The sequence below is a fragment of the Noviherbaspirillum phoenicis genome, assembly GCF_047237965.1.
Classification (GTDB): domain Bacteria; phylum Pseudomonadota; class Gammaproteobacteria; order Burkholderiales; family Burkholderiaceae_D; genus Noviherbaspirillum_A.
In genome coordinates this window covers 1189022-1202152 of the sequence record NZ_JBDFLX010000001.1, presented here as the reverse complement: position 1 = coordinate 1202152, position 13131 = coordinate 1189022, and the positions used below count along the sequence as shown (strand labels likewise).

The 13131-nt window shown below is 66.3% G+C and carries 11 protein-coding genes and 1 riboswitch; of the genes, 10 read left to right on the top strand and 1 reads right to left on the bottom strand.

From position 1 onward, the window contains the following. The first annotated feature begins 169 nt into the window (after positions 1-169). From rbfA to ABC383_RS05440, 5 genes are all read left to right on the top strand, one after another. A complete protein-coding gene (rbfA, locus tag ABC383_RS05460; RefSeq protein WP_413012353.1) occupies positions 170-559 on the top strand; it encodes a 30S ribosome-binding factor RbfA in 390 nt (129 codons plus the stop codon). Further along, positions 549-1475: a tRNA pseudouridine(55) synthase TruB gene (gene truB / locus ABC383_RS05455; protein WP_413012352.1), complete on the top strand. Its 927-nt coding sequence runs from the start codon at positions 549-551 to the stop codon at positions 1473-1475. The genes rbfA and truB overlap by 11 nt, the downstream gene beginning before the upstream one ends. A 139-nt stretch (positions 1476-1614) precedes the next feature. After that, entirely contained in the window at positions 1615-3450 is a 1836-nt protein-coding gene (gene typA / locus ABC383_RS05450; RefSeq protein ID WP_413012351.1) for a translational GTPase TypA, read from the top strand. A 217-nt stretch (positions 3451-3667) separates the two neighbouring features. Then, the gene (locus ABC383_RS05445; RefSeq protein WP_413012350.1) at positions 3668-4495 is read left to right on the top strand and encodes an IclR family transcriptional regulator; all 828 of its coding nucleotides are present in this window, start codon (positions 3668-3670) and stop codon (positions 4493-4495) included. Between the two features lie 43 nt (positions 4496-4538). After that, positions 4539-4793, top strand: a riboswitch (cobalamin riboswitch). Positions 4794-4912: 119 nt separating this feature from the next. Then, positions 4913-6784 (top strand): TonB-dependent receptor domain-containing protein, encoded by a 1872-nt coding sequence (locus ABC383_RS05440; protein ID WP_413012349.1) that lies wholly within the window; start codon positions 4913-4915, stop codon positions 6782-6784. Here the strand turns inward: ABC383_RS05440 and ABC383_RS05435 are convergent. Continuing rightward, entirely contained in the window at positions 6769-7791 is a 1023-nt protein-coding gene (locus ABC383_RS05435; RefSeq protein WP_413012348.1) for a GGDEF domain-containing protein, read from the bottom strand. The genes ABC383_RS05440 and ABC383_RS05435 overlap by 16 nt on opposite strands. Positions 7792-8055: 264 nt before the next feature. Here ABC383_RS05435 and ABC383_RS05430 point away from each other — a divergent pair, with 264 nt between their 5' ends. From ABC383_RS05430 to ABC383_RS05410, 5 genes are read left to right on the top strand one after another with little or no spacing between them, the layout of a single operon-like run. Next, entirely contained in the window at positions 8056-9300 is a 1245-nt protein-coding gene (locus ABC383_RS05430; protein ID WP_413012347.1) for a GTP cyclohydrolase II, read from the top strand. After that, entirely contained in the window at positions 9297-10499 is a 1203-nt protein-coding gene (locus tag ABC383_RS05425) for a URC4/urg3 family protein (RefSeq protein WP_413012346.1), read from the top strand. Before ABC383_RS05430 ends, ABC383_RS05425 begins: the two co-directional genes overlap by 4 nt. Positions 10500-10516: 17 nt before the next feature. Next, entirely contained in the window at positions 10517-11149 is a 633-nt protein-coding gene (gene upp, locus ABC383_RS05420; protein WP_194711343.1) for a uracil phosphoribosyltransferase, read from the top strand. 24 nt (positions 11150-11173) lie between these two features. Next, complete coding sequence (locus ABC383_RS05415; RefSeq protein WP_413012345.1) at positions 11174-11797, top strand: TetR/AcrR family transcriptional regulator; 624 nt, start codon at positions 11174-11176, stop codon at positions 11795-11797. A gap of 38 nt (positions 11798-11835) precedes the next feature. Then, a complete protein-coding gene (locus tag ABC383_RS05410; protein WP_413012344.1) occupies positions 11836-13116 on the top strand; it encodes an amidohydrolase family protein in 1281 nt (426 codons plus the stop codon). The last annotated feature ends 15 nt before the right edge of the window (positions 13117-13131 follow it).

Below are 13131 nucleotides of genomic sequence, written 5' to 3'. Positions count from 1 at the left end.
TGCTGGATAGCGACGCGCCCGCACTGCTGCGGCGAGGGTTCGGCGAAGACGCCGCCCGGCAACATGCCAGTCCAGCCTGGACGCCCGTCCTCCAGGCTGCGAGCCGCCCAGGCTGCAACGGCGCGCCTTGTTTTCCCGCGCCATCCATCAATCACCAACATCCATCATCATGGCCAAACACAGCAAAACCATACCGGCCCGCGGATTGCGCGTGGCCGACCAGATCCAACGCGACCTGGCCGAAATCATTGCCTATGAGCTGAAAGACCCGCGGGTCGGCATGATCACGATTACCGAAGTCCAGCTGACCCCCGATTACGCGCATGCCAAGGTGTTCTTCACCACGCTGGCGGACGATCCGGAAGTCGTGAAGAACACCGTCCAGGGCCTGTCCAAGGCGGCCGGCTATATCCGGCTCACGCTGGGCAAGCGCCTGACCATCCACACCCTGCCGGAACTGCATTTCGTCCATGACCACTCGACCGCGCGCGGCGCCGCGCTGTCCAAGCTGATCGACGAAGCCAATGCAAGCCGTGCGCTGGACGCGGATGAAGACTGAGGCACGCAGGAAGCGGGTGCCGGTGCACGGCGTCTTATTGCTGGACAAGCCGGAAGGCCTGTCGTCCAACGACGCGCTGGTGCGCGCCAAGCGCCTGCTCAATGCCGAAAAGGCAGGCCATACCGGCACGCTGGACCCGTTCGCCACCGGCCTGCTGCCGTTGTGCTTCGGCGAAGCCACCAAGTTCTCGCAGGATTTGCTGGAAGCCGACAAGACCTATGAGACCACGGTGCATCTGGGCGTGCGCACCGACACCGGCGACACCGAAGGCGAAGTGATCGCCACGGCCGAGGTCGATGTGACATCGGCGCAGATCGAAGCCGTGCTGGCGCAATTCCGCGGCCCGATCGCCCAGGTTCCGCCGATGCATTCGGCATTGAAGCGCGACGGTCGGCCCCTGTATGAATATGCCCGCGCCGGCATCACGCTAGAACGCGAAGCGCGCCAGGTGGTCATCCATTCGCTGGCGTTGCTGTCCTATGAAGCGCCGCTGCTGCGGCTTTCAGTAACCTGCAGCAAGGGAACCTACATCCGGGTGCTGGGCGAGGACATCGGCGCGGCGCTCGGCTGCGGCGCCCACCTGAAAACCCTGCGCCGCACCGCGGTCGGACGCCTCACGCTGGAAGGCGCGATGACGCTGGACCAGCTGGGCGCGCTGGACGAGCCGCAGCGTGCCGCCGCACTGGCGCCGGTCGACGCGCTGCTGTCGAGTTTCCCGTTACTGAACCTGGACGACGATCTGGCCCGCCGCTTCCTGCATGGCCAGCGCCTGGCGCTGGGCCAGTCGGGCATCGGGGCCCTGCCGCCGGCGGGCCGGGTCAAGGTGTACCGCCAGAGCGACGCCCGCCTGCTGGGCGTTGCGCAACTGATGGAATACGGCGTGCTCGCGCCGGAACGGCTGGTGCTCGCCGGATAAGGCACCGATATCCTGTTGCAGACTTTCCCCTTGCGTCGGCAACTCGTTGAAATAAAGGGATTTTTCCGGAGTTTCGTGCGTCGCAGCATGATACAATGCGCGTCTTCCGTAATTCCGCCACATTCGCAGACAAGAGATCATGTCAAATATCAAACGCGCAATACGCAACATCGCCATCATCGCCCACGTCGATCACGGCAAAACCACGCTGGTTGACCAGCTGCTTCGCCAGTCCGGCACCTTCCGCGAGAACCAGCATGTTGATGCGCGCGTGATGGACTCCAACGACCTCGAAAAAGAACGCGGCATTACGATTCTGGCCAAGAACTGCGCGGTCGAGTACAACGACACCCATATCAACATCGTCGACACCCCGGGCCACGCCGATTTCGGCGGCGAGGTCGAGCGCGTGCTGTCCATGGTCGACAGCGTGCTGCTGCTGGTGGACGCGGTCGAAGGCCCGATGCCGCAGACCCGTTTCGTGACCCGCAAGGCGCTGGCCCTGGGTTTGAAGCCCATCGTCGTGGTCAACAAGATCGACCGTCCGGGCGCCCGTCCTGACTGGGTGATCAACGCCACCTTCGAACTGTTCGACAAGCTGGGCGCGACCGAAGAGCAGCTCGACTTCCCGGTCGTGTTCGCTTCGGCCCTGAACGGTTACGCCAGCCTCGATTCCGAAGTGCGCGAAGGCGACATGAAGCCGCTGTTCGACGCCGTGCTGCAGCACGTTCCCGTGCGCGACGACGATCCGGACGGCCCGCTGCAGCTGCAGATTTCCTCGCTCGACTATTCCTCCTACGTGGGCAAGATCGGCATCGGCCGCATCACCCGCGGCCGCGTCAAGGCGCTGCAGGACGTGATCATCATGAACGGCCCGGACAGCACGCCGCAGAAGGCGCGCATCAACCAGGTGCTGAACTTCAAGGGCCTGGAGCGGGTGCTGGTCGATGAAGCCGTCGCCGGCGACATCGTGCTGATCAACGGTATCGAGGAACTGGGCATCGGCACCACCGTCTGCGCGCCGGACACCCCGGATGCGCTGCCGATGCTGAAGGTCGACGAGCCGACGCTGACCATGAACTTCATGGTCAACAGCTCGCCGCTGGCCGGCCGCGAAGGCAAGTTCGTCACCAGCCGCCAGCTGCGCGACCGCCTGGACCGTGAACTGAAGGCCAACGTCGCGCTGCGCGTTTCGCCGACCGATGACGACACCGTGTTCGAAGTCTCGGGCCGCGGCGAACTGCACCTGACCATCCTGATCGAGAACATGCGCCGCGAAGGCTACGAGCTGGCCGTGTCGCGTCCGCGCGTGGTGTTCAAGATGGTGGACGGCGTGCGCCACGAGCCGTTCGAGCTGCTGTCGGTGGACGTCGAGGAAACCCACCAGGGTGGCGTGATGGAAGAACTGGGCCGCCGCCGTGGCGACCTGCAGGACATGCAGCCGGACGGCAAGGGCCGTGTCCGACTGGAATACAAGATCCCGGCACGTGGCCTGATCGGCTTCCAGGGCGAATTCATGACCCTGACCCGCGGCACCGGCCTGATGAGCCACATCTTCGACGAATACGCAGCAGTCGACAGCTCCAAGGGCGAGATGGTCGGTCGTCGCAACGGCGTGCTGATCTCGCAGGACGACGGCGCCGCCGTGGCCTATGCGCTGTGGAAGCTGCAGGATCGCGGCCGCATGTTCGTGGTTCACAACGACCCGGTGTACGAGGGCATGATCATCGGCATCCACTCCCGCGACAATGACCTGGTGGTCAATCCGATCAAGGGCAAGCAGCTGACCAACGTGCGCGCCTCCGGCACCGACGAAGCAGTGCGCCTGGTGCCGCCGGTCCAGCTGTCGCTGGAATACGCGGTGGAATTCATCGAGGACGACGAACTGGTCGAAATTACGCCCAAGAGCATCCGCCTGCGCAAGCGCTACCTGAAGGAACACGAGCGCAAGAAGGCATCGCGCGAAGCAGCGTAAGAACGCCGGCCGGATGCATTTCCGGCTAGAGCCCGCGACATACCGGATGCATGCAGCCCGGTTTTCGCGGGCTTTTTCTTGATGCCATCCCGGCAGGGCGGTCGGCTGGTGCCGCGCAATGAAACAGTGTTTCACTAAGCCGTTGAATGTGCTAACGTCAGCCTATCAATTCCGAAACGAGCCGCGCCCCGTTCGTGCGATGCGGCCTATCAAGATCATGAGCACTTCCTCACTTCCCGTGACCGACGACAGCCTCGACCCGGCGGACGACAGCGCCCGCGCCGGCGAAGACCGCTACTACATCACCGCACTGGCGCGCGGCCTGGAAGTACTTTCCTGCTTCCGTTCGGGCGACAGGTCGCTGTCGAACCAGCAGATCGCCGAGCGCTGCGGCCTTCCGAAATCCACCATCACCCGCATTACCTATACCCTGACCAAGCTTGGCTACCTGGTGCAGCTGCCCGACGGCGGCCGCTTCGCGCTGGGCAATGCCACGCTGGCGCTCGGCAGCGCCACCCTGGCGCGGATGGACGTGCGCCAGCTGGCCCGGCCGCTGATGCATGAGCTGGCCGAGTTCTCCGGCGCCACCGTCGCCATTGCGGTGCGCGACAAGCTGTCGATGATTTACGTCGAGGTGTCGCACAGCACCGCTGCGCTGGCGCTGACGCTGCAGGTGGGTTCCCGCATTCCGCTGGCCACATCCGCGATCGGCCGCGCCTACATGGCGCGGGCCAGCGAGCAGGAGCGGGAAGAGATCCTGGACCGCGCCCGCGAGCTGGATGACCAGGCCTATGCCAATGTCGTCACCGGCCTGGAAAAAGCCCTGGCGGACGACCGGGAGTTTGGCTGCGCCACGTCCTTTGGCGACTGGCAGAAAGACGTGAACGGCATTGCTGTGGGCTTTCGTCCTGTCAGCGGCAATTCGGCGATGGCTATCAACTGCGGCGGGCCGTCGACCACGCTGTCGCGGGAATTCCTGCTCAATGAAGTGCGGCCGCGGCTTCTGGCATTGGCGCATCGGCTGGAAATGAGCGCGGTGCGCTGATTGCCGGTTTGGTCTTTCAATTGCCCTAAGTCCGTCATCTCCGTACAATTGCGCCGTTCTGGTGCCCGCGGACATGCCCATGTCCGCAGTTAAACGGGAAACACGAAGTCCGCGCCGTCCTTTCACGGCGCGCGTCCAGCGTGTGCTGCCCCCGCAACGGTAAAGCAAGCGCCGCAGCAATGCGGCCGGCCTTTTCAAATACCACTGTGCCGGAGCGCTGTCGCCAGCGCTCCATTGCATGGGAAGGTGAAAGGTCTGTCTTGCCAGCCCGGATACCGGCCAGAGCAGGTGGAAGCAGTCCATGCGACTGCAAGGCTGAAGGCGAGCACTGTCCTTCCGTCTCGCAGGCCACGGCCCTGTCTTCCGTTCCATCCGGCCCGCGGGGAAGCAGGCCGGTTGCCCTTTCGCTATCCAACCATGACTTCGACTCGTTCTCCGGACGTGGGCTTCATCCACGCGCCGCTTCTTGCAGCCGCCATTGCCGCTGCATTTCCCCTGTCCACCCTGGCCCAGCAGACCGACGGCGCATTGCCGGCGGTGCAGGTGACTGCCAACCGCACGCCACAGCCTGTGCGCGATGTGCTGACCGACAATGTCGTCATCACCGCAGAGCAGATCGCCGCTTCCGGCCAGACCAGCCTGGTCGATTTGCTGCAGCAGCAGCGCGGACTGGAGGTGTCGCGCAACGGCGGACCGGGCACTGCCGCCTCGGTATTCCTGCGCGGCGCCGGCAATAGCCAGAACGTGGTGCTGGTCGACGGCGTGCGCGTCGGGTCGTCCACCCTGGGCGGCGCCACCTGGTCGGCGCTGCCGCTGTCGCAGATAGACCGGATCGAGATTGTCTATGGTCCGCTGTCGACGATGTATGGCGCCGACGCGGTGGGCGGCGTGGTGCAGATCTTCACGAAAAGAGGCGAACGAGCCCCGAGCCTGACCGTTGGCGCTGGTCTCGGTAGTTACGGCACCCGCAGCCTCGAAGCCGGCCTGTCCGGCGCCACCGGCGGCGAGCATGCCGTCAGGTATTCGGTCAATGTGGCGCGTGAACGGGCAGACGGTTTTTCCGCAACCCGGCCACAAAGTTTTTCCTTCAATCCGGACAAGGATGGCTATACCCGCGAAAGCGCCAGCGGCCAGCTGGGCATGGACCTGGCAAAAGGCCACGAGATCGGCCTGACCTTCCTGCACAGCCGGCTGGAAGGCGAATACGATGCCGGTCCGTCCGACGTCAACGACCGGTCGATCAGCCGCATCGGCGCCTATTCGGTCTACAGCCGCAACCAGCTGCTGCCGAACTGGACCAGCCTGCTGCGCTTCTCCAGCGGCCTGGACAAGGCCAGGGACATTTCCGCGTACGGCATCGATACGGCCAGGACCAGGCAGGATGCATTGACCTGGCAGAACGACATCACCATCGGCAGCGACCTCGCGCAGGTCCTGCTGGAGCGCCGTATCGAGCATGTCGACTCGAGCAACTTCAGTGCCGACAGCCGCGCCACGAATGCGATTGCGGCCAGCTACCAGATGCGCCGCGGCGCCCACCTGGCCAGCGCCAGCCTGCGCAACGACGACAGCTCGCAGTACGGTTCGAAAACCACCGGCAACCTCGGCTACGGCTACCGGATCACGGATGCGCTGCGCGTCAATGCCAGCGCCGGCACCAGTTTCCGGGCGCCGACCTACAACGAGCTGTACTTTCCCAACTATGGCGTGCCGACCAACCGTCCCGAACGCGGCCGCAACGTGGAAGCAGGGGTGTATTACGAGAAGGGCGGCGACCGTTTCAGCGCGGTGTTTTACCGTAACCGCGTGTCAGACCTGATCGTCTATGCCGCCGAGTGCCCGGTCTCACCGGACAACTACCCCTTCGGCTGCGCCTACAACGTCAATCAGGCCCTGCTGACCGGCGTGACCCTGGGCGCATCCACCCGCTTCGGCCCTTACACGCTGCGCGGCTCGCTGGACTTCCAGAACCCGCGGGACGAAACCACCGACCTGCTGTTGCCGCGCCGCGCAAAGCGGCATGGCACCGTGGCGCTGGAGTATGCGACCGGCGCGCTCTCCGGCGGCGTGGAAACCCGTTTCGCCAGCCGTCGCTATGACGATGGCGCCAACACCACCGCGCTGGCCGGCTATGGCCTGCTGAACCTGTATGCCAGCTACCAGCTCGGCCGCGACTGGTCGGTGTACGGCCGCTGGAACAATGTCCTCGACAAGAACTACGAGCTGGCAAGCGGCTATGCCACCGCCGGTTCCAACGTGTTCGTCGGCGTGCGCTACACCTTGCGCTGATGGCCTGAATCGCCTTCGCCAGGCATCTGCGCGGTTTGCGCGGCGGGCGCGCCCGGCACGCCGGCCGCGCCCAGCTTGGCGTTGTACATCCGGATGTCGGCGATCCGCACCGCATTGGCCAGCGAGCCGCTGGCCAGGCGCATCGCATGGCCGAGGCCGGCGCGGATGCCGGCGTCGGCCAGCGCCTGCCCGATCTTTTCGGCGGCATGGTCACCCTGCCGCACGTTCACGCCGCGCAGCAGCAGGGCGAAGCGGGCCGGGCCGACCCTGGCCAGGCCATCCTGCTCGCGCACATGGCTCTTGAGCAGGTGGGCAACCCGGTTCAGGGTATTGTCCCAGTCGACCGAGCCGGCGCCGTCGGCGCTGTTTTCCGGTTCGTTCAGTTCCACCATCATTGCCATCGCATCCGCGCCTTCCTGCTTCAGCGCCGCTTCCTCTTCCTCCAGCAATACCTGCCAGCCGTGCTGGTTGGGCAGGCCGGTCAGGTGGTCGATGTTGGCCGGCGGCCTGACCCGGGCCGGCGCCGAGCGCTGGTCGTCGAGCTTGAAGGAATGGGCGACCAGGGTATTGATGGTCCGGGAGATGGTCTTGACCAGCTGGCGCTGGGCAGCGCTGAAAGGCGGCATCGGCTCGGGGTGGACGCCGCAGATGGTGCCCAGCAACTCCCCCCGCCATGACAGCATCGGGTAGCCGATATAGGCGCCGATCGGGATCGCGCTTCTGACGGGTGCGTCGGCCAGCACCGGGTTGGCGGCGGCGTCTTCGGCGAAGCAGCATCCGTAATGCTCCAGCACCCGGATGCACAGGGTGTCGGGCCAGGGAAAGCTGTCGCCCGCCCGGACGCGGTCCTGCGTGTCGTCCGCCTGGATCACGGTCCAGGAACTGCCAGCCAGCCGTCCCACCATCCACAGCCGCATCGGCACCACCAGCCGCAGGCAGCCCAGCAGGGCGGGCAGGGATTCCTGCAGCGAGGCGTAGGGAAGCATTGCATCGATCGGTACTTTCATCGCAACTCCTTGCGGCGCTGCGGGTGGCGCCGCGGTCTCCGGTCATCGTTCCTGCTGGGGCGTCGTGCACCGCCATGACTCACCTTAACGCATCGGCTCCCCCGGAGGGTGCGTTTGAACCCGCAGCCGGCCTGCGGTGGGTCAACACTGCGCTGTTTTCCGGCGAATTTTTCCAGGCACACAAACTGCTAACAGGAATAAACTTGACCGTGCAGTCAGGATTTATGTTCGTTATACGGCCACACTCATCGAGGAGTCGCTAGCATGTCCGCCCATATTGTTTTGACGTCGCATACACCCGGCCGAGGCGACAAGGCCGCCCATCCTGTCCGCTGGGGCGCGGCCACGCCGCAGGAGCGCGGACCCATCGTCGCCAGCGTCAGCGCCGGCCAATACCGCAATGCCATCGGCACCCATTCCGGCGCCTATGCGATCTACCGGGCGCTGGCGGTGGCCTCCGGCAACCTCAACCGCGACCACCGGCCCGACTTCACCGACACCACGCCGGCCGAGGCGGTCGGCCCCCATCCGCAGTGGGCCGATGCCGGCAAGATCGTCTCGCTCGATCCCTACGGCCACATGGTGGCCAGCGCATTCGGAAAGGAAATCGCCGCCGGACTCGATGTCCGCCCGACCATCGCCATCACCAAGGCCCATATCAACATGCCCGAGTTGCGTGCAGCCATCGACGCCGGCCGCTTAAAGCCCGATGGCGAGATCCTGTTCGCCAATGGCGACGCCCGCGTCACCAAGGCGGCGATCGACCCGGTCTGGTACCTGCCGGGCCTGGCGGAGCGCTTCGGCATCAAGGAAAGCGCCTTGCGCCGCAACCTGTTCGAGCAGACCGGCGGCATGTTCCCGGAACTGGTCACGCGGCCGGACCTGAAGGTGTTCCTGCCGCCGATCGGCGGCATGACGCTGTACTGCTTCGGCGATATCGAGCAACTGGGCAAGCCGGAAACCCGGGTCGCCTGCCGGGTGCACGACGAATGCAACGGCTCGGACGTGTTCGGCTCCGACATCTGCACCTGCCGCCCCTACCTGGCCCATGGCATCGAGGTCTGCATCGAGATGGCGCAGCAGGGCGGCGTCGGGCTGGTGATCTACAACCGCAAGGAAGGCCGGGCGCTGGGCGAGGTGACCAAGTTCCTGGTCTACAACGCCCGCAAGCGCCAGGTTGGCGGCGACCGCGCCGAGACCTATTTCACCCGCACCGAATGCGTGGCCGGCGTGCAGGACATGCGCTTCCAGGAACTGATGCCGGACGTGTTCCACTGGCTGGGCATCAAGCGCATCGACCGCTGGGCGTCGATGAGCAACATGAAGCATGGCGCGCTGGTGGAGCAGGGCATCGAGGTGGTGGAGCGGGTTCCGATTCCGGACGAGCTGATCCCGGCCGACGCCCGCGTGGAAATGGATGCCAAGGTGGCGGCCGGCTATTTCTCGACGATTGCGCCGGTCAGCATCGAGGAGCTGGCCGTGCCCAAGGGCAGGGGGCTGGCCGAATGAGCGCTGCCGCTTCCTCCCTGCTCTGCGCGCAGGCGGTGCGCAGCCACTGCGCGCAGATCATGCGGCTGGCCGAGCGCGACGCCGCGCCGCATTTCCGCTGGCATCTGGAGCAACTGCCGCAGGCAGCGGCCTATGTCGCCGACACCATACGCCAGCGCTATCCCGACCTGAACGTGCCTTACCACAGCCGCTGGCGGCATTTCGAGGCCGGCGGCGTCGACCGCTGGCGCGCGCTGGCCGACAGCGCGCCGATGGACGCCGCGGAACGCGCCCGGGTGCGCATCGACCTGGTGATACCGAGCGTGCTGCTCGATGCCGGCGCCGGGCCCGACTGGCACTACGACGACGCCGCCAACGGCATGCGGCTGGCGCGCTCGGAAGGCCTGGGCGTGGCCAGCCTGGCGCTGTTTGCCGGCGGCGCTCTGTCGGACGATGCCGCGCAGCCGCTGCGCACCGATGCCGCAGCCCTGGCCCGCTTCGACGCGGCGGCGCTGGCGCGGGCGTTCCAGGTGGGGCCAGGCAATCCGCTGGTGGGCCTGGAAGGGCGGGCCGGCCTGCTGCGCCGTCTGGGCGAGGTGATGGCCGCTGCGCCCGGCCTCTTCGGCAGTCCGGCGCGGCTGGGCAATCTGTACGACAGCATTGCCGCACGCGCCGACAACGGCCGCGTCGAGGCGGGCGCGGTGCTGAAGCTGCTGCTCGATGTGCTCGGGCCGGTGTGGCCGGGACGGCTGACGCAGGACGGCGTCAATCTCGGCGACTGCTGGCGCCATCCCGGCACCGACGACGGCCTGGTGCCGTTCCACAAGCTGACCCAGTGGCTGACCTATTCGCTGCTGGAGCCGCTGGAGGAGGCGGGCCTTGTGGTGACCGGCCTGGACCAGCTGACCGGCCTGCCGGAATACCGCAATGGCGGACTGCTGCTGGACTTTGGCATAATCACGCCCCGCGACCCATCCTTCACCAGCCGCCTTCTGTCCGTGGACGAGCCGGCGGTGGTGGAATGGCGGGCGCTCACCGTGATCGCGCTGGACCGGCTTGCCGAGGCAGTGCGCGCCGAACTGGGCATGACGGCGGCGCAGTTTCCGCTGGCGCGCATCCTGGAAGGCGGCACCTGGGCGGCTGGACGCCGCATCGCCGCCGAGCGCCGCCCGGGCGGCGGACCGCCGGTGCGAATCGATAGCGACGGCACCGTGTTTTAACCTTTAAAGGACATCCGATGAATCCGGACTTCACCCTGATCACGCATCCGCTGATCCAGCACAAGCTGACCTTCATGCGCAGCGAGAACACCACCACCGACAACTTCCGCCGCCTGCTGCGCGAGATCAGCCAGATGCTGGCCTATGAAGTCACGCGCGACCTGCCGACCGAGATGATCACCATCAACACGCCGCTGGCCACGATCGAATCGCCCATCATCAGCGGCAAGAAGCTGTGCCTGGTGTCCATCCTGCGCGCCGGCAACGGCATGCTCGACGGCATGCTGGACGTGCTGCCGGCGGCCCGCATCGGTCATATCGGCCTGTACCGCGACCCGGAGACGCTGGAGCCGGTGGAGTACTACTTCAAGATGCCGGACGACATCGGCGCGCGCCTGGTGATCGTGGTCGATCCGATGCTGGCCACCGGCAACTCGGCCATTGCCGCGCTGAGCCGCCTGAAGGAAAGCGGCGCCACCAGCATCAAGTATGTCTGTCTGCTGGCGTCGCCCGAGGGACTGGCCGCATTGCGCGCCGCCCATCCGGATGTGCCGGTGGTGGCGGCCGCGCTGGACGAGCGCCTGAACGAGCACGGCTATATCGTGCCGGGCCTGGGCGACGCCGGCGACCGCATGTTCGGCACCCGCTAAGGACCGTGCGGCATGGAAGGCGCGGTGGCCGAGCCCAGAGGCAAGGGCCGCATACGCCTTGCCAACGAGGCCGACATCCTGCAGGCGGCCGAGCAGGTGTTTGCCCGCGCCGGCTATGCAGGCGCCACCATGGCCGAGATTGCGGAACGCGCCGGCGTCCCGAAATCCAACCTGCACTACTACTTCGGCACCAAGCGCGAGATCTACCGGGCGGTGCTGACCCACATCCTGGCGCTGTGGCTGGCGCCGACCGACAGCATCCGCGAGGATAACGATCCCGCCATTGCGCTGTCGGACTATATCGAGGCCAAGATGCGCCTCACCGCCACCCATCCGGACGCCTCGCGGGTATTCGCCAACGAGGTGCTGCACGGCGCCACCGAGATCGGCGACATCCTGCGCGGCGAACTGCGCGCGCTGGTGGCGCGCAAGGCGGCCGTGATCGAGCGCTGGATTGCCGACGGCAGGATGGCGCTGGTCGATCCGCGCCATCTGTTCTTCACGATCTGGGCCGCGACCCAGACCTATGCCGACTTCGAAGCCCAGGTGTGCGCCGTGCTGGACGTGGGACAGCTGGATGCGCCGCAGATCGGCGCGGCGACCCGGCATCTCAAAACCCTGCTGCTGCGCGGCTGCGGGCTGGCGTAGAAACACCAGGGAACACCAGGAAACAACAAGGAGCAAGCATGCTGGACCTGCTGATCACGAACTGCACCCTGGCCGACGGCCGCAAGCAACTTGACATCGGCATACGCGACGGCCGCATCGTTGCGCTGGAAGCCAATCTGCGGGCCGATGCAGGGCAGACCATGGACGCGGCCGGCCAGCTGGTGACGGCGCCCTTCGTCGACGCGCATTTCCATATGGATTCCACCCTGTCGTATGGCCTGCCGCGGGTGAACCAGTCCGGCACGCTGCTGGAAGGCATTGCGCTGTGGGGCGAACTGAAGCCGGCGCTGGCGCAGGAGGCGCTGGTGGAGCGGGCGCTGGCCTATTGCGACTGGGCGGTGGCCAGGGGACTGCTGGCCATACGCAGCCATGTCGACATCTGCGACGACCGGCTGCTGGCGGTGGAAGCCCTGCTGCATGTGAAGGAAAGGGTGCGGCCCTATCTGGACCTGCAGCTGGTGGCCTTCCCGCAGGACGGCCTGCTGCGCTCGCCGAATGCGATGAACAACCTGCTGCGGGCGCTGGACATGGGCGTGGAGGTGGTTGGCGGCATACCGCATTTCGAGCGCACCATGGCCGACGGCGCGGAGTCGGTGCGCCTGCTGTGCGAGCTGGCTTCGGAGCGCGGCCTGATGGTCGACATGCATTGCGACGAAACCGACGACCCGCTGTCGCGCCATATCGAAACCCTGGCCCACCATGCGCAGCGGCTGGGCATGCAGGGCAGGGTGACCGGCTCGCATCTGACCTCGATGCACTCGATGGACAACTATTACGTCTCCAAGCTGTTGCCGCTGATACGGGAAGCGGGCGTGGCCGCCATCGCCAATCCGCTGATCAACATCACCCTGCAGGGCCGCCATGACAGCTATCCCAAGCGGCGCGGCATGACCCGGGTGCCGGAACTCCTGGCGGCCGGCGTGCCGGTGGCGTTCGGCCACGACTGCGTGATGGACCCGTGGTATGGCCTGGGCAGCGGCGACATGCTGGAAGTGGCCCACATGGGCCTGCACGTGGCGCAGATGACCGGGCAGGAGGCGATGAAGCAGTGCTTTGCGGCGGTGACATCGACGCCCGCATCGATACTCGGCCTGGAAGGCTACGGCGTGGCGCCGGGCTGCCGCGCCGACCTCGTGCTGCTGCAGGCGCGCGATCCGGTCGAAGCGATCCGGCTGCGGGCAACGCGGCTGGCGGTGCTGCGGGGCGGCAAGGTGATTGCGAGCAGCGCGCCGGCGGTGACGCGGCTGGACTTGCCCGGCCGGCCCGGCGTCACCAGCTTTCAGCCCGGGCCGCCCTGACGGCAGCGCCGAGGG